Source organism: Methylobacterium sp. TK26, from assembly GCF_055361565.1.
Map to the genome: position 1 here is coordinate 1,459,430 of NZ_CM143965.1, position 24,402 is coordinate 1,483,831.

Genomic DNA, 24,402 nt, shown 5'->3' on the forward strand with positions numbered 1-24,402 from the left:
CGATGCCATAGCGTGGATCAGACGAGGCCGAGCACATGGATCAGGCCGAGGCTGACGGCGCCGAGGGCAAGGAGCGAGGCGACCACAGCGAGGGTCACCCGCGCCCCGGCCTTGGCGACGCTGCGCACGTCGACCCCGAGGCCGAGTGCCGCCATCGAGACTACGGTCAGCACGTTGGCGGTCTCCGACATCGGCGCGAGCGCGACTTGCGGGATCAGCCCGGCCGAGCGGAGTCCCGCGAGCGCCAGGAAGGCGAGGATGAACCACGGCACCAGGCGGTGGATCGCGAGGCCGCCGGGGGCCGGGCGGTCGCCGGTTGTGACGCCGGGGGCGGCCTCGTCGGTCTCCTCGCGCAGCCGGCTCGCGCCGAGGGAGAGCATCAGAACGACCGGCCCGAGCATCAGCACCCGGACGAGCTTCACCAGGGTTCCGACCTGGACGCTGAGCGCCGCGACCGGCGCGGTGGCGGCGAGGACCTGCGGCACGGCGTAGACGGTGAGGCCGGCGAGCACGCCGTACTGCATCGGCGACAGGCCGAGCAGCGGCACCAGCAGCGGCAGGCCGAGCACCACCAGCACGCCCAGCACCGCGGTGAAGGCGATGGAGGCGGCGACGTCCTCGCCGTCGGCGCCGATCACCGGGGCGGTGGCGGCGATCGCCGAGTTGCCGCAGATCGAGTTGCCGCAGGCGACGAGGATCGCCATGCGCGAATGCAGTCCGAGCGCCCGGCCGATGCCGTAGCTCGACAGGATCGCGACCACGACGACGCCCGCGATGCCGAAGAGCAGGCCCGGGCCGGCGGCGAGGATCGTCGCGAGGCTGAGCGACGCGCCTAGCATTACGACCGCGATCTCCAGCACGGTCTTGGCCCCGAAGGCGATGCCGGGAAAGAAACGCTGCGACGGGGTCCAGGCGGTGCGGATCGCGCTCCCGAGGAGGATCGCCAGCACCAGGGCTTCGAGCCAAGCGCGACCGAACAGGTGCGTCTCGACGGCTTCGAAGCCGACCGCTGCGGCGGTAACTGCCACGCAGAGGCCCAGTCCTGGAAGGATGGCTCTCGTGCCGGCCAGGGCACGCATCGATCGAGGGTGGGAGACAAGTCTGGGGGCGGACATGGGTGGCTCCGATGTGATGCCGGAGAATCCCACTTCCCTTTCATTCACTCCAACGGAATGATTAGATAATTCCAATCACTTAATTAGATCAAATGGGGATCCCCTCGAAGCGTGAGGCGACCCATTCTTGGGGGCCTACAGGCGGATTCAACCGTCGATCCAGCGGGCCTCGATCGTCGTGTCCGCAGCAAACTCATAGATCCTGACGGAGCCCGTCGCGAGTTCGAGTTGCTCGACCTCCGCCGGGCTGAGGTCGTCGAGCGCCATAACGAGCGCCCGCAGGCAATTACCGTGGGCGACGACGAGCACGTCCCCGCCCATGACCGCCGGTAGGATGGATCGGAGGTAGCATGGCACGATGCGGGCGACGGTATCGCGCAGGCTCTCACCGTTCGGCGGCGCCTCGGCGTAGGAGCGCCGCCAGGTCTCGATCCGCTCCGCCCCCCAGCGCGCATCGGCGGCGGTCTTGTCGAGCCCGCTGAGGTCGCCGTAGTCTCGCTCGTCGAGCGCGGCGAAGCGTTGAGGGATTAATCCGGGTTGCCCGAGCGTATCGAGGATAAGCCGGCCGCTCACGACGGCCCGCGTCAGCGTCGAGGTGAAGGCATCGGAAAAGCGCCAGCTGCGCTCGGCCAAACGCCGCCCGGCTGCCACGGCTTCTATCCGACCCTGCTCGGTCAAGGGCGAGTCCAGCAATCCCGTGAACAGACCGGATCGGTTGGCTACGCTCTGGCCATGCCGGACCAGCACGAGACGTCGCGTGATTGGGGCTTTGCGATCGTGAATCACTCTGTCTCCCAAGGCAACGCACTTTCGCGTCGGTCGCATCGCCTCTGATGAAAACGGCATCCGGCTTTAACGAACTTCGACCCTGAGATGGGTTGGACCGTCCATCCGGAGACGGCGATTCATCCTAGGTCCGCTTTAGAACGTCTTGCGACCGAAAGCAGCCAAGCTGCTTCCCACCCACCCCAGTCATCCCGATCGCCTAACGGCGAGGCCGAAGCTGGCCGAAAGCCGCTTGTCCGTTTGAGCAGAGGCAGGGGGAAAGCGGCCGCTCGTGCGGACTGGATGAGCAGTGTTGGATGCTGGGATTTCGAACCGCGACCGAAAGTCATTGACCCTTCGCATCGCCCGCTGTTAAAGGGCTAGCGTGTGATGGGAATGGAGCTTCCCGACAACCGCCCGTGAGGGCTGATGGCTCCTGCTGCGAGGGCACCGCGTGCCCGCTCGCGGCGGGAGCGTTTCCGACGCAACCCGCCGCAAGGCGGGTTTTTTGTTGCCCTCGCTCGATGTGACGAGAGGCGACCTGTGAACTTCTTGATCGTATTCCTGGGTGCGGGTGTCGGCGGAGCCATCCGCCACGGAATCAACCTCGCCACGTCGCGCCTCTTGCCCGGCGTCACGTTCCCCGTCGCCACGCTGTTCATCAACGTCCTTGGCTCGTTCCTGATGGGCATCATCGCCGAGAGCTTCGTGCTCCGCGGCTCCGGCGGGCATCCCCTGCGCCTGCTGCTGACCACCGGGGTGCTCGGCGGCTTCACGACCTTTTCGACCTTCTCGCTCGACGCGATCACGCTTTACGAGCGGGGCCAGACCGGGGCGGCCTTCGCCTACGTCCTCGCTTCCGTGATCGCGGCACTGCTCGGCCTCCTGGCGGCCCTGGCGCTGGTGCGCGGCCTCCTGGGCATGGGGCCGACGTGAGCCCGGCCGGTACGCCGGCAACACCCCGTCCGCCGCCTCCGGCGAGGCGTGGACAATCCGGCAAGGGAGGCCGCGATGACCAATCGACCCGAGAGCAACGACCCAGACCCCGAACTGAGCGACGTCGACGCGCTGCGGCGCGCCGAGCGGGAGCGCAAGCGATCGAGCGCACGCGTGCGTCACGGCAGCACCGCCCTGATCGTGTTCGCGGTCGCCGTCCTGCTGATCCTGGCGCTCGCCTCCGTCTGGATCGTCACCCAACCCTGAACCGGCCCAGAAGGAGTTTTTAACGTGAAGCTTGAAGCCATCGCAGTCGGCGATCCGACCTTCCACGAGGTCAACGTACTGGTCGAGGTGCCGGTCGGCGGAGAGCCGGTCAAATACGAGCTCGACAAAGCCGCCGGCGCGCTCGTGGTCGACCGATTCCTGCACACGCCGATGCGCTACCCGGGCAATTACGGCTTCATTCCGAACACCCTTTCGGAGGACGGCGATCCCTGCGACGTGCTGGTGGCTAACACCCGCGGGGTTCTGCCCGGTGCGGTATTGCGGGTCCGGCCCGTCGGCGTGCTGCTGATGGAAGACGAGCACGGTCCGGATGAGAAGATCGTCGCGGTCCCGGCGCAACGCCTGACGCGCCGCTACGACGCCATCCACGAGCATACCGACCTGCCGGAAATTACCCGCAGCCAGATCCACCACTTCTTTGAGCACTACAAGGACTTGGAGCCCGGCAAGTGGGTCCGAATCACCGGCTGGGACACGGCGGCCGCGGCGCGGGCGATGATCGCGGCGGCCGTGGAACGCCACCGGGCGGCCGGCCCCGAGCCGATAACGCCGTGAGGGGCCTGCTGCAGTCCTGGCAGGCCTGGGCCCTGCTCTCGGCCGGCTTCGCGGCGCTGACGGCGATCTTCGCCAAGGTCGGCATCGAGGCGGTGGGCTCGGACTTCGCCACCTTCGTCCGTACCGCCGTGATCCTGCTCGTCCTCGGCGGCATCTTGATTGCGACCGGCCAGTGGGAGCCGCTCTCGTCGGTCTCCCGCCGGACCTACCTGTTCCTAGTCCTGTCCGGCTTGGCCACCGGGGGCTCCTGGCTGTGCTACTTCCGGGCGCTCAAGCTAGGCGATGCGGCGCGGGTCGCACCCATCGACAAGCTCAGCGTCGTGCTCGTCGCCGTGTTCGGGGTCGTGTTCCTGGGGGAGCGGCTGTCCGGACCCAATTGGCTCGGCGTCGGCCTGATCGCAGCCGGCGCGATCCTCGTCGCTTTCCGGGGGTGAGCGCATGGGCGACGTCTCCTGGTTCGGCGTGGTCATCACCTTCCAGGTCACCTTCACCGAACTGTTCATCGCGGCCACGGTCCTGATCGCGGGAGCCTACCGCTTCGGTTGGCGGAGCCTCCTATTGGGCGGCGTCCTCGGCGGAACCGCCGTCGCCGTGCTGGCTTGGGTGTTACAGGCTGCGGCCTACCGGTTCGCGCTGCATCTCCTCGACGCCATCGCCGCCGCGCTGCTGCTGGCGTTCGGGATCTACCTGCTCTGGGAGTTCCTCCAGGGTCTTAGTCAGTGGGACGGGACCAGCCCGAAACCGCCTGTATTCTCCGGCAACTGGCCGCGTCCACTCAACTTGGCCGGCATCGGCGTCGGGTTCTGGGCGCTGGTCACGGAAGGGCTGGAAGTCCTGGTCGTCTGGCTTGGCGTCGCACTGCGTGAGGGGGCCGCGACCGCGACGCTCGGGGTCGCGCTCGGCGTCGCGATCATCGGCGCGTTGGCGGCGACGTTGGGCCGAACGGGGGTTTTCCGAAGCGTACCGCCATTCCTTTTGGATGGCGCCGCTGCCTTCATGGTCGTCGCCTACGGCTCCTATTTCCTCGCGTCGGCGCTCACGGACGGCTGACCGGGCGGCGCGAAAGGCGGACTGGCGCCGTCACGGCCTTGTCACCTGCGTCAGAATTGACGGCCGCCGTGGATTAAGCCACTCTCCCGGACGTGGGATGGGGATGGAGCTCCCCGACAACTGCCGGGCCCTACGCCCGGACGATAGCTCCTACCGTGCGCTTCCGGGCGCGGGTAGGGCTGTGCCTGTCCCCACATCCGGCCGCGCACCTCCCGTAACCCGATCCCTTCACCGGGATCCTGCGTGAGCCGTGTGCCGATGCGATCCCACCAACCGCCGCTCTGAGCCTGACCCACGCGCGCGATTTCGCGCGCGTTTCGTCGTGCTCGAACGAAAAAAAACGGCGAGGTCCGAAGACCCCGCCGCACCCAGCGAACTTCCCGAGCGGTAACTTAAGTCGTTCGCTAGATCTCAGTCTTACTTGTCGGAGAGGTCAGGATAGCTAGAACAAGCTTCGAGTCAACGGTAACAGGCCGATAATCGAAGAAAATTGGCATCTTAGATCTTTTTAAAAGCCGGTTTTACTTGGTCCTGGAAAGCGCATCGCTTGCCGGGTAGATTATCCATGCCTTAACAAGTAAATGTGCTGACGGCACAAGAAAAACTGTCGCACTTAGAAGAATCTTATTGTAATCTCTAATGGTCTTGATAGACCTGCATTGCTCGCTTTCGACCTGAACGGAGGAAATTCAGGGATAGAAAAGTGGCGATAACGCGTGACATGACGCGTGGCCACGCCGAATTCTGGCCGCGGCGTCTGAACGGAGGAACGCTCATGAAAAAGATCGCCCTCGCGGCGTCAGTTGCCTATGCCGCCACCCTGCTGCCGGCCTCGGCCAACGACGACCTGATGAAGATGATGGAGAACCCCAACGACTGGGCGTTCCCGGGGCTGAACTATTCGAACACCCGCTTCTCGAAGCTCGACCAGATCAACACGAAGAACGTCAAGGATCTCCAGGTCGCCTGGACCTTCTCGACCGGCGTCCTGCGCGGCCACGAAGGCGCGCCGCTCGTCATCGGCTCGGTGATGTACGTGCACACGCCGTTCCCGAACATCGTCTACGCGCTCGACCTTGAGCATGAGCAGAAGATCCTGTGGAAGTACGAGCCGAAGCAGGATCCGTCCGTGATCCCGGTCATGTGCTGTGACACGGTCAACCGCGGCCTTGCCTACGCCGACGGCGCCCTCATCCTGCACCAGGCCGACACCACCGTCGTGTCGCTAGACGCCAAGACCGGCAAGGTGAACTGGTCGGTGAAGAACGGCGACCCGGGCAAGGGCGCGACCAACACCGCCACCGTCCTCCCCGTGAAGGACAAGGTCCTCGTCGGCATCTCCGGCGGCGAGTTCGGCGTGCAGTGCTCCATCACCGCCTACGACCTGAAGACCGGCAAGCGCGTGTGGCGCGGCTACTCGGAAGGCCCGGACGACCAGCTCCTGGTCGACCCGGAGAAGACCACCTCGCTCGGAAAGCCCATCGGCAAGGACTCCTCGCTGAAGACCTGGGAAGGCGATCAGTGGAAGACCGGCGGCGGCTGCACCTGGGGCTGGTACTCCTACGACCCCAAGCTGAACCTCGTGTACTACGGCTCGGGCAACCCCTCGACCTGGAACCCGAAGCAGCGTCCGGGCGACAACAAGTGGTCGATGACCATTTGGGCGCGTAACCCGGACACCGGCATGGCCAAGTGGGTCTACCAGATGACCCCGCACGATGAGTGGGACTACGACGGCATCAACGAGATGATCCTCACGGATCAAAAGGTCGACGGCAAGGAGACCCCGCTCCTGACCCACTTCGACCGTAACGGCTTCGGCTACACGCTGAACCGCGACACGGGCGAGCTGCTGGTGGCCGAAAAGTTCGACCCGGCCGTCAATTGGGCGTCCAAGGTCGACATGGACAAGGGCTCCAAGAACTATGGCCGCCCGCTCGTCCAGGCGAAATACTCGACCGAGCAGAACGGCGAGGACGTGAACTCCAAGGGCATCTGCCCGGCGGCCCTCGGGTCGAAGGACGAGCAGCCCGCGGCCTTCTCCCCGAAGACCAACCTGTTCTACGTCCCCACCAACCACGTCTGCATGGACTACGAGCCGTTCCGGGTGACCTACACCCCGGGCCAGCCCTACGTCGGTGCGACTCTGTCGATGTACCCGGCCCCGAACTCGCACGGCGGCATGGGCAACTTCATCGCCTGGGACGGCGTGAAGGGTAAGATCGTCTGGTCCGACCCGGAGCAGTTCTCGGTGTGGTCGGGCGCGCTCGCCACCGCCGGCGACGTAGTGTTCTACGGAACCCTGGAAGGCTACATCAAGGCTGTCGACGACAAGACGGGCAAGGAACTCTGGAAGTTCAAGACCCCGTCGGGCATCATCGGCAACGTGATGACCTACTCGATCAAGGGCAAGCAGCACATCGCCGTCCTCTCGGGCGTCGGCGGCTGGGCGGGCATCGGCCTTGCGGCCGGCCTGACCGACCCGAACGCCGGCCTCGGCGCGGTGGGTGGCTACGCGGCCCTGTCGCAGTACACCAACCTCGGTGGCACGCTGACCGACTTCGCCCTGCCGAACTAAGCAGCGGCACGTCGCTGACGACATGAGGGTGCCGGTGCGGGTTCCGCGCCGGCACCCTTCTCCATGCTTGGCCACCGCCAAGAACCTTCATCAACCGATGGAATACCCGATGCGTACGGACACGAAGATCCGCGCCCTCGAAGCCCTGGAAATCCTGGACTCCCGCGGCCGCCCGACCCTGGAGGTCCGCGTCACGCTGGAGGGCGGCGTCAGTGCCAAGGCCGGCGTCCCCTCGGGCGCCTCGACCGGCGTAAACGAGGCGGTCGAGAGGCGCGACAATGACCCGGCACGTTACGGGGGCAAGGGCGTGCTGAGGGCCGCTGAGGCCGTTCGAGGCGAGATCGCCGAGGCGCTCCGGGGATGGGACGCATCCGACCAGCAAGGCGTCGACCGGACGCTCGTCGAGCTCGACGGATCGCCGAATAAGTCCAGGCTTGGCGCGAACGCGATGCTTGGTGTCTCAATGGCGGCGGCGCGTGCGGCCGCGCGCGCGACGGGCCATCCCCTCTACGCCCATCTCGGCGGCGAGGCCGCCATCCTTCTCCCAATGCCGTGCCTCAACGTCCTCAACGGAGGCCAGCACGCCGACAGCTCGCTCGACGTCCAGGAATTCATGCTCGTGCCCGTCGGCGCGTCGAGCCTGGCCGAGGCGATGCACGTCGCGGCCGAGACCTACGCGGCTATCCGGGAGATTCTTCACGAACGGGGGCTAGCCACGGCCGTAGGGGACGAGGGCGGCTTCGCACCCAACCTGCCCGACAACGAGGCGGCCTTGGCGTTGATCGTGGAGGCAACGGAGAGGGCCGGCTACACGCCGGGCGCCGACGTCGCCATCGCCCTGGACCCCGCGGCCTCTTCGTTCGCGGCGGCGGACGGTTACGATCTCGCCCGTTCGCGGACCGGCCTCCTGAACAGCGCGCAGCTCCTGGAGCTCTACGGCCGTTGGGTCGAGCGCTGGCCCATCGTCTCCATTGAGGACGGGTTCGGGGAGGAGGACTGGGCCGGGTTCGTGGCCCAGACGGCCGCGCAGGGCGAGCGGATACAGGTCGTCGGCGACGACCTGCTGGTGACCAATCCTCGCTTCATCGCGAAGGCCATCGACGAAAGGGCCTGTACCGCCGCGCTGATCAAGCTCAACCAGATCGGCACCGTGTCCGAGACGGTCGAGGCCATCACCCTGTGCCGGAAGGCGGGGTGGGCGACGATGGTTTCCCATCGCTCCGGGGAGACCACGGACACGTTCATCGCCGACTTCGCGGTCGCCATGGGCAGCGGGCAGATCAAGGCGGGTGCGCCCTGCCGGGGCGAGCGGCTAGCCAAGTACAACCGCCTGCTGGCCATCGAGGCCGAACTCGGCGCCCGCGCGCGCTTCGAGAACCCGTTCGCGCGCTACGGACGCACTCGGTAGCGCCGAGCCAAGGTCGGCGCCCGCTCGGTTCCCGTCACCGATGCCGGCGGGAGCGTGGACGGGACGCCAACAGCCAAGGTGCATGACAGCACCGAGCCGAACCCGCTTGTTCGCCGACGCCTATCCGGCAGAACGCGCATGACACCAACGAGACGCACATGCCCGCCTATCGCTCCCGCACCACCACCCACGGCCGCAACATGGCCGGTGCCCGCGGCCTGTGGCGCGCCACCGGCATGAAGGATGCCGATTTCGGCAAGCCGATCATCGCGGTGGTGAATTCCTTCACGCAGTTCGTGCCGGGCCACGTCCACCTGAAGGACCTCGGCCAGCTCGTCGCGCGTGAGATCGAGGCGGCCGGCGGCGTCGCCAAGGAGTTTAACACGATCGCCGTGGATGACGGCATCGCCATGGGCCACGACGGGATGCTGTACTCGCTCCCGTCCCGCGAGCTGATCGCCGATTCCGTCGAGTACATGGTCAACGCCCACTGCGCCGACGCGATGGTGTGCATCTCGAATTGCGACAAGATCACCCCCGGCATGCTGATGGCAACGCTCCGCCTCAACATCCCGACCGTCTTCGTGTCAGGTGGCCCGATGGAGGCCGGCAAGGTCCAGCTGCCGGGCATCGCTAAAAAGGTCGATCTCGTCGACGCGATGATCGCGGCCGCCGACGACCGCATCTCCGACGAGGACGTCGCCGTCATCGAGCGCTCAGCCTGCCCGACCTGCGGCTCGTGCTCGGGCATGTTCACGGCAAACTCGATGAACTGCCTCACCGAGGCGCTGGGGCTGGCGCTGCCGGGCAACGGCTCGGTGCTCGCCACGCACGCCGACCGCAAGCGGCTGTTCGTCGAGGCCGGCCACCTGATCGTGGATCTCGCCCGCCGCCACTACGAGCAGGACGACGCCAGCGTGCTGCCCCGCGCGGTCGCGAGCTTCAAAGCCTTCGAGAACGCCATGACGCTCGACATCGCCATGGGCGGCTCAACCAATACAGTGCTGCACCTGCTGGCAGCCGCCCACGAGGGCGAGGTGCCCTTCACCATGGCCGACATCGACCGGCTGTCCCGGCGGGTGCCGGTGCTGTGCAAGGTCGCTCCGGCAGTGGCCAACGTCCACATGGAGGACGTCCACCGGGCCGGCGGCATCATGGGCATCCTTGGCGAGCTCGACCGGGCCGGCCTGATCGACACCGGCGTCGGCAACGTCTCGGCCGGGACGCTCAGCGCGGCGCTCGCCCGCTGGGACGTGCGCGGCGAACCGTCCACCTCGGTCCAGGACTTCTATCGCGCGGCCCCCGGCGGCGTGCCGACCCAGGTCGCGTTCAGCCAGGAATCCCGCTTCGACGAACTCGACCTCGATAGGGAGGGCGGCGTGATCCGCGACGCGGCCCACGCCTACTCGCAGGATGGCGGCCTCGCCGTGCTCTACGGGAACCTGGCCGAGCAGGGCTGCATCGTGAAGACCGCGGGCGTCGACGCCGCGATCCTGACCTTCACGGGCACCGCCCGCGTGTTCGAGAGCCAGGACGCGGCCGTCGACGGCATCCTCAACGGCAAGGTCACGGCCGGCGAGGTCGTGCTGATCCGCTACGAGGGACCGCGGGGGGGCCCCGGCATGCAGGAGATGCTCTACCCGACGAGCTACCTCAAATCGAAGGGGCTGGGTAAGGCGTGCGCCCTCGTCACCGACGGGCGGTTCTCCGGCGGGTCGTCGGGCCTGTCCATCGGGCACGTCTCCCCCGAGGCGGCCGAGGGCGGCCTGATCGGCCTCGTGCGCGACGGCGACCGGATCGCCATCGACATCCCGAACCGCAGCATCCACCTCGACGTGGACAAGGCAGAGCTCGACCGGCGGCGGGTCGCCCAGGAGGCAGCGGGTTGGCAGCCGGCGAAGCCGCGCAAGCGGAAGGTGAGCGCGGCCCTGCGCGCCTACGCGATGCTCACGACCAGCGCCGCCCACGGCGCGGTCCGGCGAGTCTGATCCCGTTGAGCGATCTTTAAATTCCTGAGGGGGTCAAGAGGGGCACGACCGCAGAGGTATCCGCACGGTTCTCCTTGGCTAAGCCGTTGCCCGCCATATCGTCTGCTTCGGGATGACCCACCAACTCGGCTGGATGGCCGCAAAGGGCGCAAAGCCGAATGTCCGCTCCGGACAAAGGACACACTGAGCGGACGCGATCCATAGTCGGTTAGGTCGTGTTTTTCAGTTTGCGGCGTGGTTCTGAGCGGGGTTCGACAGAACGTGGCGAACGTTCAGGCACGATGATGCGATCCTTGCCTGAAGCATGCCGGGGTGATCCGCTGGATGTCGGACGTCGCGCCCCACAAGGTCGTGCTGCTCTTGATTTCGGCGCGTCTTCCATGAGCGCCTTCTCCATCAGCGACCAGTCGTACGCGATCAAGCTCCGCGTGACCTCCGGTATGGCAGCGATAGCAGTTTGAAGCTTCTCGGGCTTGAGTGTCTTTTTATAGTGGCGCGAATTCACTGTGGCGCCCTCGTGACCCATCATCGACTCGCGTATCGGATCGAGGACAAGGGCCAAGATCATTTCCATGTTGCCGAAGTGCCGGAAGGAATGAAACGTTTTTCCTTCTTCCCGTGCCGACGGCACGGCTTCGTCCAGGACGACGCTCCAGCGCTTATCAAACAAGTTCGACAGTGGGGTGTTTTCACCAAGCTGTTCAATCTCCGAAAAAATCAGGTCCGTTCGTTTTCCCGACCGTCTCTGCACAAAATCGAGGAAGCCGAGCCGAATAAGTTCGGGATGGATCGGCAGAGTTCGCTGTGACACCGCATTCTTGAGACGCCGTCTGCGGGTTGGCCTGATCCTTAGAGTGCCCCGCGTTACATCAACGTCGTCGATCTCGAGATAGGTCAATTCCGACAAGCGTGCGCAGGTGTAGTAGCCGAGAAGCGGCAGCCAATAGACGGCCGCGAAAATCTGCTGTCGGCTGGCGATCTGCTGCATATCCACCTCGGACGTCGTCGACGTCCAGACGGGATGCGCGAAGAGCCGCTCGACATCTTCAACCTCGAAGGCAGGTCGCTTGTCGCAATCCCGTTGGGGGTCGATCAGGCGAAAGTCGCGTAAGAGCTCCACTTCTCCGATCGGACGCTGATTGGCGCGGCAGTATTTCAAAATGGTCGAAAGCTGTGTGATATGCCGGTTGACCGTCGCAGGACTGAGCCCGACTTTCTCGGCCTGTCCAGAAGCCCGTAACCTCTGCCCACGTTCGAGAAGATCCGCGATCGAGAGTTCCGCATCTCGTTGGCTTTTGCCGTAAGACTTCGGCAAGTTCGAGAGATTCTGGACATAGGCGACGCAATGGGCGTGTTTGATCTCTCCCAGATCGTCAGTGCCCGCGATAGCGACCAGCATCTTGGAGACGGCCCGATGCTGACGCTGGGTCTTCTCGTCCCACGTCTTACCTTTGTGGCCGATGAGCTCTTCGACGATTTCTATGAGAGAATTTGTCTTTTCGGCAGAGGTCGTCTCAGTTTGATTGTCGTTACAATTTGAGCTTTCTTGGTTGAGAACCTCGGTGCCGATGGTGGCGTTCTCAACCGGGTTCCGACCTTCATTCACTGACGTAGTGCCAAGGGTTTCTGAGGCCTGCTCAGGCGCAGCGCTATCCGTTTGATGAGGAGGCGTCGGCGCGGCGGAGGTCTGGTCTCGCCTGCTAGGCACAGCATCTTGTTCGGAAGTCCGAAAGGATGCAGGCTCGGTTTGGCGAGCGTTAGATCTCTCATCATCGTCCATCGCCTGCTGCGACGGGGTAGGGACGTCGACTTCGAAGTTGCCCCATTCGAAGCTGTCGGCGCCGTCGAAGTCCGACTTGGCCCAGCCCAATGTGTCGCGGGGTACTTCGCCCTTTGCACGCATCGCTGAGAGATTGGCCCAGGCTTCCCGTGGATCTGCACGCGCCTCGGCATAGGTTGAGGCGAACTCGCGTGAAACATGGCTGGAGAGCGCCGCGAGGCCACGGAGGCAGCGATTGAGGCCAGCTTCCGTCAAAGGCTCGTTCATGCTGGTCAGCATCGTCTGTAGATAAGAGCGCGGTGGCGTGAGCCGACCAGTCTCGTCCGGGCGACCGAGATCGCGCAGGTAACCGTTCTCGATGCGCCGTCGGATGGCTCCGCGCTCCGTCAGGCTAAAGCCTTCCCGCTTCAGGCGGGCATCGAGTTTGCTGTCGTACCCCGCTTCGAAGCCTTCCTCGGCCGCTAGTGCCTGAAGGCGTCCAAAGATCCGATACTCCCGTTCCCGTTTCACCATGAGCGAGGACCAGTCGCCGATGAGAGGCGCGCGCGGTGGATTGAGGTCACGCTGCAAGCGTGCAATCCGCGCGCTTCGCTCCCGATCGACGAAGGCGCGGAGGTGGTCGCGGATTTGAGTCGCTGTTTGCATGGCGGGGTCATCCCGGACGCGGAGGCTTTCCGCGTTGAGCCCCCAGCCAAGTGTGCGAGCACCTGCCGGGTCGGTAGTGCCTAGGCTCAGAGCGACCGTGGTGGACTTCCCCCTAAACGGGGCACCAGAGGGTCGTGTCCGCTCATCGCAACGGAATCGCCTTCGCCACCAGTATACCGCCCCGCGGCGGAACACGTTAGAACAAATCGTCAACGGCCTGCCCCTGTGGACAAGCGCGTGCAACAGCTCTGCGTACAATCGGTATGGCCGCCGAAGCGGCCGAGAGCCGAATGCAATCAGATCAATGACTTAGCGGAGGTTTGGCTGGGGCGCCAGGATTCGAACCTGGGAATGGCGGTACCAAAAACCGCTGCCTTACCACTTGGCGACGCCCCAAGGACCGGCGATCCTCTAGACGGCCATCCCCGCTCTGGCAAGCCTTCTCTCAAGGCGGAACCGGCCGACCGTTCCAGGCGAAGATCCTCCCGCTCTCGGCCGGTGTCAGGCCATCAAGAACGGCGAGAAGATGCGCCGCTGCGGCCTCCGGTGTCACTGTGTCGGGACTGTCGGCATCGGGGCGGAATGGATGCGAGAGCGCCGTACGCACCGTGCCCGGATGCAGGCCCGCCACGATCGCCTCCGGGTGGGTGCGGGCCATTTCGATCGCGAGCGTGCGCAGGATCTGATTGAGCGCCGCTTTCGAGGCGCGGTAGCCGTACCAGCCACCCAGCCGGTTGTCGCCAATGGAGCCGACCCGCGCCGAAAGCGCCGCGAAGACGCTGCGGCCCGTGCGAGGCATCAGCGGCACAATGTGCTTGGCCACCAGGGCCGGGCCGGTCGTGTTCACCGCGAAAAGCTGGGCCAGCGCAGCCGGGTCGAGGGCTTTCAACGCCTTTTCTGGTGTGACACCGGGGCCATGCAGGAGGCCGGTCGCGACGAGGGTGAGGCTCACCGGACTGCTCTCGGCCACACGGCCCGCCGCCGCCCGGATGCTCTCCTCGTCGGTCACGTCGATTTGGCCCGCAACCGCGCCGCCTCCGACGTCCGCTCCCGATCGCGACAGGGCGAAGACCGGCTGATGGGCGCCGGCCGCGACGATGCGCTCGACCAGCGCGCGGCCGATCCCGCCGGAGGCTCCCACGATGACCGCGCTCGTCATGCCGTCCCTGTCGGACGACGCATTAACCTTTCGTCAACCATCGTGGACCCAGGCTTCCCGTGGAGGTTCGAGAGCATGGTCAAACATCGGAACTTCGACGCGCTGAGCGAAGCGCAATTGGCCGTCGGGCGCATCTCGCCGCGCCGTGTCGCGGGGCTCGCTTGCTTCCGGCCCATGGAGGCGCGCCCCGTCGCGGAACTGCTTGACGCGATCCAGCACGTCGCCGAGGCGGCGACCGGAGAGCGGAGCTTCCTCCACCTCGCGAAATCCGCCGCCAAGGACGACCCGTCGCACTGATCTGGGCCGTTCATGCGGCCGGGCGCGCACGCGCCGGGGATGAGGGACGGCCCGTTTGGCGCCACGTGCGCCAGGGTTCGAGGTTCGACAGGGCCATCCGTCGTGCGCCGAGGCGCACGAGCACGAGGGCGACGCCGATGAAGGGCGACGCCACGATCAGAGCGGAAATCAACGGCGCGCCGCTCAAGGCGGCGATGATCTTCACCAGCGCGTCCAGCCCGAGGAAGAAGATCGCGATCGCGAGGATCGGGATCGTTCCGACGATCCCCGCCAGCCGGAGCCAAGTCCGCAGGGTCGCGTCGGTCTCGATTCGCGCAAGCCGCAGCAGCTGACCGACATGATCCGCGCTGTCGCGCAGGGCCGAGGCCAGGAGGTGCTGCAGCGGAACGGTCTGACGCATCGGGGCCCTCGGCCAGCCCGACAGGATGCCGCCGGGCACGGCGCCAACGGCATCCGCGCCCGGTGGTTCCGCGCGCCAAGGAATGCCGCCTCAGCTCCGCTTGCTGATGACGTGCTTCAGGATCAGCAGGCCCAACACCATGCAGGTGAGGGCGAACATGATCACGTAGAGATAATCGACCTGCAGGCCTACCGAGGGGTAATAGGCCGACCTCATCCACTCGGCGAGCTGAAGCGCCGGATTGTATTTCATCCAGTAATAGATCTTCTCGGGCAAGAAGCTCGGCATGAACATCACCCCACTGGCGACGTACATGAGGATGTTGAACAGCGCGTAGCCGACCAGCCATCCGGGAAAGAATCCCACGATCGCAACGTTGACCACGCCAACGCCGATCCCCAACAAGATGGATGCGAGATAGGCAAAGACTGCAATGGAACTGTTTACCGGGCGGGGGTCGGTGCCCAAGGCGGTCAACACGGCGACAATAACCAGAAGGCCGAGGAAGCCCGTGACGATCTCCACGAGCACACGCGCCAGGATCAGGTCGAAAAGCTTCACCTGCGGGTAGTAGGTGAGGGGCCTGTTGACCATTGTCGCCTTCATCACCTCGCGGGAGATGTATTGGAAGATCAGGACGGGGACCGCGCCCGTGGCGAAGAACAGTGGCGCACTACTGCCGACGGGCGCCGGCAAATGCTGGAACGTGTAGATGCCGATCAGCATGAAGACGTGGACGCAGGGCCACATCACCACGATGCCGTAGCCCCACAGGGTGCCCCCGAAGCGGGTGCGCATGTCGCGCAGCATCAGGGCGTGGAGGACGTGCAGGTAGGATTCCAGCGGGCTGAGCCGGTCTCCCTCGCGCACGCTCGTCGTCAGGCCTATCGCCATCGCCCTCAGGGTCCCGTCTCTCGGCCGCTGACCCAGCGCGGCCGGTGCGGGAGGACATGGCGGGGGAAAGCGACGAAACTACGTCGCCGTCGCGCTCCGGGTCCGAGGGGGGAGGGGGCTCAGAGCATCCCGCCGAAGCCGGTGCGCTCGACCTGGCTGCGCTGCTCGGCGTAACGCTGGGCGACCGAGCGGGTGAGGGCGCGGCCGATCCGGCCCGCGAGGCCGCAGGCGACGGTCTTGGCGATCTGGGTCATGAGAACCTCCGGCGGCGGGCCCTGTCGGCCCGTGATGGTGCGTTGCAGCATCATGGCGGAATAGGGTGGCGGCCAGGAGCGCAAATTCAATCTATCCGCCCCGCGCTGCCTGCATTGGCGGGGGGTTGAATAAGGGTGCGGCGCAACACCAGCCGGTCAGGACGCTGGCTGTCGCTTGGAATGTCTGCGTCGTATTAGCCATACGGGTGGATCAATTGGTATAATATTGCTCCACAAATTTTGTAATCGCCGCCTCAAATTGCCGAAATAAATTATTTTATGAGCGGTTTTGCGGCATGAACTGCAGCAAATCGCCTGAAGGCTCGGGGAGCCGGGATCTGGAATTTTAAGTTTTATGCCTCAAGGATAAATCAACCAGGAGTAGGGGGCGGTCCGGTGATATTTAGACGCGCAAAGTCCAATGATTCACAATCGGTGATGGATGCTCTCGATCGCTCGATGGCCGTCATCGAATTCGGGATGGACGGCACGATCCTAACGGCGAATGCCAACTTCCTGCGCGTGGTCGGCTACGATCTCACCGAGCTGAAGGGCCGCCACCACCGCGTCTTCATGGAAGAGAGCGTGGCCGCCTCGCCCGACTACGAGACGTTCTGGGTGAAGCTCCGCGCGGGCGAGTTCGTCTCCGGCGAATTCATGCGTCTCGACAAGATGAAGCGCCGGGTCTGGCTGGAGGCGAGCTACAACCCCGTCCTCGATCAGGACGGCAAACCGTTCAAGGTCATCAAGGTCGCGGCCGACATCACGGCCAAGAAGAACGAGGTCAGCCGCCTGCTGACCATGATCGACGACATGCCGGTGGCGGTGATGACCGCCGACATCAACGACGAGTTCAAGATCAACTACCTCAACCGGACGTCCACCAAGACCCTCGGCACCATCGAGCAGCATCTGCCGGTGAAGGTCGCCGACATGATCGGCCGGTCCTTCGACATCTTCCACAAGAACCCGCACCACCAGCGCAACATGCTGGCCGATGCGAGCCGCCTGCCGCACCGGACGCGGATCCGGGTCGGGCCGGAAACCCTCGATCTGCAGGTCTCGGCGATCAAGGATCCCGAGGGAAGATACCTCGGCCCGATGCTGACCTGGGCGGTCGTGACGGCGCAGGTCGCCATGGCGTCCGAGGTGACGCGGGTGGTCGAGGCCCTGGGCCGGGCCATCGACGAGATGCGCCAGTCGGTCGAGGGGCTGAACCATTCCGCCGACGAGGCGAGCGGGCTCGCCGCCACGGTGGCCGCCAGTTCGGAGGAGATGGCCAGCACCGTCAAGGAGATCTCCGGCCAGGTCGGGCGGGTCTCGGAGCGGGCGAACCAGATCGCCGATCAGGCGGGCGCCACCGACAGGACCGTGCGGGCGCTGGCGGAGACGACCGGCAAGGTCGATTCCGTGGTGGCGATGATCAAGTCGATCGCCGACCAGACGAACCTGCTGGCCCTTAACGCGACCATCGAGGCGGCGCGGGCGGGCGAGGCCGGGCGCGGCTTCGCCGTGGTGGCCGCCGAGGTGAAGGAACTCGCGGGCCAGACGGCGCGGGCCACCGACGACATCACCCAGCAGATCCACGCCATCCAGTCGGCCACCGGCGAGGCGGTCTCGGCCATCGGCACGATCACCGGGGCCGTGGAGGAATTGTCGCGGCTCACCCTGGCCATCGCGGGCGCGGTGGAGCAGCAGGCGGCCTCGACCCAGGAGATGACCGTGAACATCTCGGGCGTCTCGACGGCGGCCGAGGGGACGGGGTCGCTGGCCGAGAAGGTCCGGGAGATCTCCGAGCGCCTTGCCGAGCATTCGGGCAGCCTCGGCGCCAGCATGCAGACCTTCCTGAAGGCGAGCTGAGGGGCGGGCGCTCAGCGGAGCCGCCGCGCCGCCCAATCGGCCCTCTGCCGCGCCTGCCATTGCGTCGGCGTCAGGCCGAGTTCCACCCGGAACGCCGCTCGGAGGGCGTGGGCATCGGGGAAGCCGGAGCGCGGCGCGATGTCATCGAGCCCCCGCGCCCCGTCCGCGAGCAGATCCTGCGCGCGGGCGAGGCGGGCGCGCCGAAGCCAATCCCCGAGGCTTCCACCCGTCCGTGCCCGGATGTGGCGCGTGAGGCTGCGGCGGCTCAAGCCGACGCCTGCGGCGAGTTCGTCCAGCGGGGCCGGCGCGCATGGGTCTGCCCAGAGGGCTTCCAGGAGCGCGCTCACCCGGCGATCCGCCGAGGTGCCGGGGCTCGGCCGGGCGATCACCTGTGGTTGGGGGCCCGCCCGTAGGGGAGCGACGACGAGATGGCGGGCGACGCGGTTCGCCTCGCCCGCTCCGGAGAGCCGGGCCAGCAGGTGCAGGCAGCAATCGAGGCCGGAGGCAATCCCGGCGGAGGTGAGCACCGCTCCCTGGTCCACGAACAGGGCGTCCGGATCGACCGCGACCCGGGGAAAGCGGGCCGCGAACGTGTCGGCGTGAGCCCAATGCGTCGTCGCCCGCCGCCCGTCGAGCAGCCCGGCCTCCGCGACGCCGAAGGCCCCGAGGCAGAGGCCGACGACCACGGCGCCCCGCCGATGCGCGGTGCGTAGCGTATCGACCAGGTCGACGGTCACCGGCTCCCTGGCGTCTCGCCAACCGGGCAGGATCACGACATCCGCCTCGGCAGCGGCCCGGAGCGGGGAGGGCGCCTCGACAGTAAGGATCCCGGCGCTGAAGCGCGGCGTCGCCGCGCAGACCTCCACCCGGTTGCCGCCGGTGAGGAAGGGTTCTCCGAACACCGCCAGCGGCGTCGAGAGCATGAAGGGGCTGATTCCCTCGAAGGCGAGGACGGCCAAACGCATTGGCCCGATCTATACGAACAATGTCCATCGGGCCAATCGCGGCATCGCCGGACGACGGGCAATGAGGGGGGCGACCCGGAGAACCCCGATGACCCGCACGCTCCTCGTGATCGATGTTCAGAACGACTATTTCGACGGGGGCGTCGTGCCCCTCTGGCAGGCGCTGGAGACAGAGGCGCGCATCCGCGACGGGATCGGCCGGGCACGGGCCCATGGGGACCGGATCGTCCTCGTCCGCCACGTTTCCGCAACCGCGACGGGCCTCTTCGCCCCGGATTCGGAGGGCGCCGCGATCCGCCCGTCCATCCTCGCCGCCGCCGGCGACGCGCCCGTGGTGGTGAAGCACCACGCCGACGCCTTCCAGGAGACCGGTCTCGCCGCCCATCTGGCAGGTACGGACACGCTCCTGGTCTGCGGGATGATGACCCAGAACTGCGTGGTGTTCACGGCCCTGTCGCCGTCGGCCGGCGGCTTGCGGGTGCGCGTGGTCGGCGACCTCTGCACGGCGCCGTCCGAGGCTGTCCACCGCTTCGCCGTTTCGGCATTGCGCTCGAAGGGGCTGCTCACGGATCTGGAAGAGGTCTGGGGGTGATCCGGCGCTCCTCGAAGTCTGGCCGGAAAGGTCCGTGCCCTTCGGTCGCGGAGCGGGTGTCGGCCGCCCCTCAGGCGAAGGGGAACGCGGCCTCCGCGAGATACGGCCCGCCGCCGGTCGATTCGCGGGCCGAGTAGACCGTCACCCGGTCGGCGGTGAAGGTCAGGGGCGTGAAGACCGGGGCTTGCGACAGGTACATCGCCACGGCCTCGGGGCTCGCCTCCCGCCGCAGCCGGGCGAGGGTGACGTGCGGGGTGAACTTGCGCGTCTCCGGCGCGAGGCCCGCCCGGCGGGCGAAACGCTCCTGCTCGGCCTGCAGGTCGGCGAGGTCAGCGGTGGGGTGGATCGCGGCGTAGAGCGCGCGGGGCTTCCCCCCGCCGAAGGCCCCGAGCCCGTCGAGGGTCACGGTGAGCGGCCCGCGCACCCGCGTTTCGGCGAGACAATCCAGGAAATCCTCCGCGACCGGGCGCTCGACATCGCCGAGGAAGCGCAACGTCACGTGGAAGTCGGCGGGCTCGACCCAGCGGGCGCCTGGGAGCCCGCCCCGGTAGACGGCAAGCGCCTCGGCGATCTCCGGCGGCACGGCCAGCGCGGTGAACAGGCGCGGCATCAGCGGGTCGCCTCGGCCGGCAGGCTGTCGAGGAAGCGCTCGACGGTCGGCAGCATCCGCGCGGCGATGGCCTCGACGCCCTTCACGTTCGGATGCAGCCCGTCATCGAGGTGCAGGCCGGCATCGCCGACGATCCCGTCGAGGAAGAACGGGTAGAGCATCACGCCGTATTGCCGGGCGAGGTCGGGGAAGATCGCGTCGAACTTCCCCCGGTAATCGGGGCCGAGATTGGGCGCCGCCTGCATCCCGGCCAGCAGCACGGGGATGTGGCGGGCCTTCAGGGCGTCGAGCATCGCCGTCAGGTTGCGCCTGGCGACGGCGGGGTCGGTGCCGCGCAGCATGTCGTTGGCGCCGAGTTCGAGGATCACCCCGTCCGTGCCGTCCGGCACCGACCAGTCGAGCCGGTCGAGCCCGCCCGTCGTGGTGTCGCCGGAGACGCCCGCGTTGGCGATTTTCACGTCCCGGCCCTGGGCCTTCAGCATCCGTTCCAGCACGGCGGGGAAGGCGGCGTCGGCCGGCAGCCGGTAGCCGGCGGTGAGGCTGTCGCCGAAGGCCACCAGCTTGAGCGGGCGGGGGGCGGCGTGGGCGGGGGCGGCGGCGAAGATCAGGCTCATCAGTGCGGCAATCGCGGCGAAGACGGGGAATCGGCGGCGCCTGTCATGGCGGAGCCGCAATGCATCACCCATATCGCGCCGCAACCCAATCCGGCGCGGAGCCGTGCGTGTCATGCTCGTCATCGCCCACAGATCGGACACACCATGAGCGACGGCAAGGCACCCGCCCCTCCGGCGATCAGCCTCGACGGCATCGATCTCAGTCTCGGGCGGGGGCCCGCCCGCGTCCATGTGCTGCGGGGCATCTCCCTGTCGGTGGGGCGGGGCGAGGCGGTGGGGCTCGTCGGGCCGTCGGGCTCGGGCAAGTCGACGCTGCTCATGGTGATGGCCGGGCTGGAACGGCCGGATTCCGGCCGGGTGCTGGTGGAGGACACCGACCTCGTGCGCCTCGATGAGGATGCGCTCGCCCGCTTCCGGGGGCGGCGGATCGGCATCGTGTTCCAATCCTTCCACCTCGTGCCGACCATGACGGCCCTGGAGAACGTGGCCCTCCCGCTGGAACTCGCCGACCGGCCCGGCGCCCACGAGCGCGCCCGCGCCGAATTGGAGGCGGTCGGCCTCGGGCACCGGCTGCACCATTACCCGGCGCAACTCTCGGGCGGCGAGCAGCAGCGCGTCGCCATCGCCCGCGCGGTGGCGCCCGATCCGGCGATCCTGGTCGCCGACGAGCCCACCGGTAACCTCGACGAGACGACCGGCCGGCAGATCGTGGACCTGCTGTTCCGCCTCAAGCGCGACCGGGGGGCGACCCTGGTCCTCGTGACCCACGACAACGGCCTCGCCCGCCTCTGCGACCGCACGGTGCGCCTGCGCTCGGGGGTGGTCGAGGAGGCGGTGGCGGCGTGAGGCTATCGGACCAACCCCTCCGTCATCCCGGGGCCGCGCAGCGGAGCCCGGGATCCAGAGCCGCCGACATCGCCGGACCTTGCGCCTTCGGCGTGTCTGGATCCCGGGCTCGCCTGCGGCGCCCCGGGATGACGGCGGAGGCCGAAGATGGGGTGCGAATGACTGGTCGGACATCATGCACGGCACCCTGACCCACCCCGATCCCGCCCCCCGCCGCAGCCCCCTCATCCTGCGCCTCGCGCTGCGCGAATTGCGTGGCGGGCTGTCCGGCTTCGGCGTGTTCCTCGCCTGCATCGCGCTGGGCGTCGCGGCCATCGCGGGCATCGCCTCGGTGTCGCGCTCCCTGTCGGACGGGCTCGGGCGCGAGGGCCGGCGGATCATCGGCGGCGATCTCAGCTATAGCCTCATCAACCGCGAGGCGACGGAGGCGGAGCGGGCCACCCTCGCCCGCGAGGGTACGCTCGACGTCGTGGCGGCGCTCCGCGCCATGGCGGTGGCACCGGGCGGCGACGCGACCCTGGTGGAACTCAAGGCCGTCGACCCCGCGACCTACCCGGCCGCCGGAGACCTCGTCACCGAGCCCTCAGGCAAGCTGGCGGACCTCCTCGCCGACAGGGACGGCGTGCCCGGAGCCCTCGCCGACCCCGCGCTCCTCACCCGCCTCGACCTCAAGCCCGGCGACCGGATCACCCTGGCCGGCCACCCGCTGGTGCTGCGCGGGACGATCCTCTCCGAGCCCGACAAGATCGCGGGCGGCATCGGCTTCGGGCCCCGGCTGATCGTGTCGCAGGCGGCGCTCCGCGGCACCGGCCTCGTCCAGCCCGGCAGCCTCAGCCGGTGGAGCTACCGGGTGCAATTGCCGCCGGGCGCCGCCCTCGATCCGGTGGAGGCGCGGGTGCGCCAGGCGGCGCCGGAGGCCGGCTGGCAGGTCCGCAGCCGCGCCAACGCCGATCCCCGCTTCGCCCAGAGCATTGAGCGCTTCACGCAGTTCCTGACGCTCGTCGGCCTCACCGCGCTGATCGTCGGCGGGGTCGGGGTGGCCAACGCCGTCCACGCCTTCGTGGAGCGCAAGAGCGGCTCCATCGCCACGCTGAAGAGCATCGGTGCGCCGGGCTCCACCGTGGTCGGCCTGTACCTGACGCAGGTCATGCTCATCGCCGGCCTCGGCACGCTGATCGGCCTCGCCGCCGGGGCGAGCCTGCCCTTCCTCGTGGACGCGCTGTTTTCCGACAGCCTGCCCCTGCCCCTGAACCCGTCGCTCGCCCCCGGCGAGTTGGCGCTCGCCGCCGCCTACGGCCTCCTGACCGCCTTCGCCTTCGCGATCACGCCGCTCGGCCGCGCCCACGACGTGCCGGTCTCGGGCCTGTTCCGCGACACGGTGGATCGCGCCCGCGTCGCCCCCCGGCGGCGCTACCGGATCTGGCTCGGCGCGGCGCTGGCGCTCCTCGTCGGCCTCTCGTTGGCGAGCGCCTTCGACCGGCGGGTGGCGCTGATCTTCATCGCGGCCGCCGGCATCGCCTTCGGGCTGCTGCACCTCGTCGCCCTCGGGCTGATGGCCGGCGCCAAGCGCCTGCCGCACCCGAAGCGGGCCGCGCCCCGGATGGCGCTGGCGAACCTGTACCGGCCGGGCGCCCTGACGCCGACCATCGTGCTGTCGCTGGGGCTGGGCGTGACGCTCCTCGTGGCGCTGAGCCTCATCGACGCCAATGTCAGCCGCACGATCAGCGCGACGCTGCCCGCCAAGGCGCCGAACCTGTTCTTCCTCGACATCCCCTCCCGCGAGGCCGCCCGGTTCCGGGACTATCTCCACGCGGAGGCCCCCGCCGCGAAGATCGAGGACGTGCCGATGATGCGCGGGCGCATCGTCGCCCTGAACGGCGTGCCGGTGCGCCAGATCCGCCCGCCGGAGGACGCCGCCTGGGTGCTCGACGGGGATCGCGGCCTCACCTACGCCGATTCGGTGCCGGAGGGCACGAAGGTGGAGGAGGGGCGCTGGTGGGACGCCGGGGAGGGCGCCGGCCACCTCGTCTCCTTCGAGGGCGACCTCGCCCGGCTGCTCGGCCTCAAGGTCGGCGACAGCGTCACCGTCAACGTGCTGGGCCGCGACGTCACCGCGACGATCTTCAACCTGCGCAAGGTCGAGTGGCGCAACCTCGGCATCAACTTCGTGATGGTCTTCTCGCCCGGCACCTTCAAGGGCGCGCCGCATTCGGACCTCGCCACCCTCAGCCTGCCCGGCGGCACCGACGCGGGTCTCGAGAACCGCATCCTGCGCGGCGTCGCCAAGGAGTTCCCCTCCGTCACCTCCGTGCGGGTGAAGGACGCCCTCGACGCGGTGGGCGACCTCGTGGGGCGCCTCGTCCTGGCGATCCGGGGGGCGAGCGGCGTGGCGATCCTCGCGAGCCTCCTCGTCCTCGGCGGGGCGGTGGCGGCGGGCCACCGGGCGCGGCTCTACGACGCCGTGGTGCTGAAGGTGCTCGGCGCCAGCCGGACGCGGCTGCTCTCGGCCTATGCCCTTGAATACGCGGCGCTCGGCCTCGCCACGGCCGTGTTCGGGCTGATCGCCGGGAGCCTCGCCGGCTGGGTCATCGTCGCCAAGGTGATGCACCTCGACTTCCGCCTCGACCTCTCGGGGGCGCTGCTCGCGGCCGGGGCGGCGGTGCTGCTGGCGGTGCTCCTCGGGCTCGCCGGCACCGCGCGGATCCTTGGCCAGAAGCCCGCACCGTACCTGCGCGAGTTATAAGGATCGCGTGAACCGCTCTACCAGTCGTCTTGCGGTCGATCTGATCGACCACGGGTTTTA

General features: G+C 67.5%; 23 protein-coding genes, 1 tRNA gene and 2 riboswitches. Of the genes, 13 read left to right on the plus strand and 11 right to left on the minus strand.

The features are described 5' to 3' along the window. Positions 1-17: 17 nt before the first annotated feature. On the minus strand, positions 18-1,079 hold the full coding sequence (locus ACXJ1Y_RS07150) for a YeiH family protein (RefSeq protein ID WP_047170696.1): 1,062 nt from the start codon (positions 1,077-1,079) through the stop codon (positions 18-20). 183 nt (positions 1,080-1,262) lie between these two features. Further along, positions 1,263-1,877, minus strand: coding sequence for a 2,3-bisphosphoglycerate-dependent phosphoglycerate mutase (locus ACXJ1Y_RS07155; protein WP_193375331.1), 615 nt, complete (start codon positions 1,875-1,877; stop codon positions 1,263-1,265). 386 nt (positions 1,878-2,263) lie between these two features. Beyond that, positions 2,264-2,326, plus strand: a riboswitch (Fluoride riboswitch). A gap of 97 nt (positions 2,327-2,423) precedes the next feature. On the opposite strand from ACXJ1Y_RS07155, the gene crcB reads away from it, so the two are divergent. From crcB to ilvD, 8 genes are all read left to right on the plus strand, one after another. Next, positions 2,424-2,816 (plus strand): fluoride efflux transporter CrcB, encoded by a 393-nt coding sequence (gene crcB, locus ACXJ1Y_RS07160; RefSeq protein WP_210033462.1) that lies wholly within the window; start codon positions 2,424-2,426, stop codon positions 2,814-2,816. Positions 2,817-2,891: 75 nt separating this feature from the next. Continuing rightward, positions 2,892-3,083: a hypothetical protein gene (locus ACXJ1Y_RS07165; protein ID WP_210033464.1), complete on the plus strand. Its 192-nt coding sequence runs from the start codon at positions 2,892-2,894 to the stop codon at positions 3,081-3,083. Between the two features lie 24 nt (positions 3,084-3,107). Further along, complete coding sequence (gene ppa, locus ACXJ1Y_RS07170; protein WP_210033466.1) at positions 3,108-3,659, plus strand: inorganic diphosphatase; 552 nt, start codon at positions 3,108-3,110, stop codon at positions 3,657-3,659. Next, complete coding sequence (locus ACXJ1Y_RS07175) at positions 3,656-4,093, plus strand: EamA family transporter (RefSeq protein ID WP_210033468.1); 438 nt, start codon at positions 3,656-3,658, stop codon at positions 4,091-4,093. The genes ppa and ACXJ1Y_RS07175 overlap by 4 nt, the downstream gene beginning before the upstream one ends. Before the next feature lie 4 nt (positions 4,094-4,097). Next, positions 4,098-4,709, plus strand: coding sequence for a hypothetical protein (locus tag ACXJ1Y_RS07180; RefSeq protein ID WP_210033473.1), 612 nt, complete (start codon positions 4,098-4,100; stop codon positions 4,707-4,709). A 90-nt stretch (positions 4,710-4,799) separates the two neighbouring features. Continuing rightward, positions 4,800-4,869: riboswitch (Fluoride riboswitch) on the plus strand. A 615-nt stretch (positions 4,870-5,484) separates the two neighbouring features. Then, positions 5,485-7,287, plus strand: a complete 1,803-nt coding sequence (xoxF5, locus tag ACXJ1Y_RS07185) for a lanthanide-dependent methanol dehydrogenase XoxF5 (protein ID WP_210033476.1) — start codon at positions 5,485-5,487, stop codon at positions 7,285-7,287. A gap of 67 nt (positions 7,288-7,354) precedes the next feature. Continuing rightward, positions 7,355-8,695: a phosphopyruvate hydratase gene (gene eno / locus ACXJ1Y_RS07190; protein WP_463849398.1), complete on the plus strand. Its 1,341-nt coding sequence runs from the start codon at positions 7,355-7,357 to the stop codon at positions 8,693-8,695. A 158-nt stretch (positions 8,696-8,853) separates the two neighbouring features. Then, positions 8,854-10,683, plus strand: a complete 1,830-nt coding sequence (gene ilvD / locus ACXJ1Y_RS07195) for a dihydroxy-acid dehydratase (protein WP_463849399.1) — start codon at positions 8,854-8,856, stop codon at positions 10,681-10,683. 208 nt (positions 10,684-10,891) lie between these two features. Here ilvD and ACXJ1Y_RS07200 read toward each other — a convergent pair whose 3' ends face one another. The 3 genes from ACXJ1Y_RS07200 to ACXJ1Y_RS07210 all read right to left on the minus strand — a co-directional run bounded on the left by ACXJ1Y_RS07200 (position 10,892) and on the right by ACXJ1Y_RS07210 (position 14,267). Further along, positions 10,892-13,108, minus strand: a complete 2,217-nt coding sequence (locus ACXJ1Y_RS07200; RefSeq protein ID WP_463849400.1) for a hypothetical protein — start codon at positions 13,106-13,108, stop codon at positions 10,892-10,894. Between the two features lie 321 nt (positions 13,109-13,429). After that, positions 13,430-13,504: transfer RNA gene (locus ACXJ1Y_RS07205), tRNA-Gln, on the minus strand. Positions 13,505-13,553: 49 nt separating this feature from the next. Further along, positions 13,554-14,267: an SDR family NAD(P)-dependent oxidoreductase gene (locus tag ACXJ1Y_RS07210; RefSeq protein ID WP_463849401.1), complete on the minus strand. Its 714-nt coding sequence runs from the start codon at positions 14,265-14,267 to the stop codon at positions 13,554-13,556. A 75-nt stretch (positions 14,268-14,342) separates the two neighbouring features. Here ACXJ1Y_RS07210 and ACXJ1Y_RS07215 point away from each other — a divergent pair, with 75 nt between their 5' ends. Further along, positions 14,343-14,564 carry a hypothetical protein gene (locus ACXJ1Y_RS07215; protein WP_463849402.1) on the plus strand — a complete coding sequence of 74 codons (222 nt, stop codon included), beginning with the start codon at positions 14,343-14,345 and terminating at the stop codon, positions 14,562-14,564. A 10-nt stretch (positions 14,565-14,574) separates the two neighbouring features. On the opposite strand, the gene ACXJ1Y_RS07220 is transcribed toward ACXJ1Y_RS07215, so the two are convergent. The 3 genes from ACXJ1Y_RS07220 to ACXJ1Y_RS07230 all read right to left on the minus strand — a co-directional run bounded on the left by ACXJ1Y_RS07220 (position 14,575) and on the right by ACXJ1Y_RS07230 (position 16,112). Beyond that, positions 14,575-15,003, minus strand: a complete 429-nt coding sequence (locus ACXJ1Y_RS07220; RefSeq protein WP_463849403.1) for a phage holin family protein — start codon at positions 15,001-15,003, stop codon at positions 14,575-14,577. 51 nt (positions 15,004-15,054) lie between these two features. After that, on the minus strand, positions 15,055-15,858 hold the full coding sequence (locus ACXJ1Y_RS07225; RefSeq protein WP_463849404.1) for an ABC transporter permease: 804 nt from the start codon (positions 15,856-15,858) through the stop codon (positions 15,055-15,057). Positions 15,859-15,977: 119 nt separating this feature from the next. Further along, the gene (locus ACXJ1Y_RS07230) at positions 15,978-16,112 is read right to left on the minus strand and encodes a hypothetical protein (RefSeq protein ID WP_463849405.1); all 135 of its coding nucleotides are present in this window, start codon (positions 16,110-16,112) and stop codon (positions 15,978-15,980) included. A 399-nt stretch (positions 16,113-16,511) separates the two neighbouring features. Here ACXJ1Y_RS07230 and ACXJ1Y_RS07235 point away from each other — a divergent pair, with 399 nt between their 5' ends. Further along, complete coding sequence (locus tag ACXJ1Y_RS07235; protein ID WP_463850055.1) at positions 16,512-17,972, plus strand: methyl-accepting chemotaxis protein; 1,461 nt, start codon at positions 16,512-16,514, stop codon at positions 17,970-17,972. An 11-nt stretch (positions 17,973-17,983) separates the two neighbouring features. Here the strand turns inward: ACXJ1Y_RS07235 and ACXJ1Y_RS07240 are convergent, their stop codons facing one another. After that, positions 17,984-18,937 carry a GlxA family transcriptional regulator gene (locus ACXJ1Y_RS07240; RefSeq protein ID WP_463849406.1) on the minus strand — a complete coding sequence of 318 codons (954 nt, stop codon included), beginning with the start codon at positions 18,935-18,937 and terminating at the stop codon, positions 17,984-17,986. Positions 18,938-19,025: 88 nt separating this feature from the next. Here ACXJ1Y_RS07240 and ACXJ1Y_RS07245 point away from each other — a divergent pair, with 88 nt between their 5' ends. After that, on the plus strand, positions 19,026-19,529 hold the full coding sequence (locus ACXJ1Y_RS07245; RefSeq protein WP_463849407.1) for an isochorismatase family protein: 504 nt from the start codon (positions 19,026-19,028) through the stop codon (positions 19,527-19,529). Between the two features lie 70 nt (positions 19,530-19,599). On the opposite strand, the gene thpR is transcribed toward ACXJ1Y_RS07245, so the two are convergent. Together thpR and ACXJ1Y_RS07255 are read right to left on the minus strand one after the other, a co-directional pair. Beyond that, positions 19,600-20,139, minus strand: a complete 540-nt coding sequence (gene thpR, locus ACXJ1Y_RS07250; protein ID WP_463849408.1) for an RNA 2',3'-cyclic phosphodiesterase — start codon at positions 20,137-20,139, stop codon at positions 19,600-19,602. Further along, positions 20,139-20,753: an arylesterase gene (locus ACXJ1Y_RS07255; protein WP_463849409.1), complete on the minus strand. Its 615-nt coding sequence runs from the start codon at positions 20,751-20,753 to the stop codon at positions 20,139-20,141. Before ACXJ1Y_RS07255 ends, thpR begins: the two co-directional genes overlap by 1 nt. Before the next feature lie 144 nt (positions 20,754-20,897). Between ACXJ1Y_RS07255 and ACXJ1Y_RS07260 the strand changes: the two genes are divergently transcribed. Together ACXJ1Y_RS07260 and ACXJ1Y_RS07265 are read left to right on the plus strand one after the other, a co-directional pair. Further along, positions 20,898-21,599 carry an ABC transporter ATP-binding protein gene (locus ACXJ1Y_RS07260; protein WP_463849410.1) on the plus strand — a complete coding sequence of 234 codons (702 nt, stop codon included), beginning with the start codon at positions 20,898-20,900 and terminating at the stop codon, positions 21,597-21,599. A 175-nt stretch (positions 21,600-21,774) separates the two neighbouring features. Continuing rightward, on the plus strand, positions 21,775-24,342 hold the full coding sequence (locus ACXJ1Y_RS07265) for an ABC transporter permease (protein ID WP_463849411.1): 2,568 nt from the start codon (positions 21,775-21,777) through the stop codon (positions 24,340-24,342). Positions 24,343-24,402 lie beyond the last annotated feature (60 nt).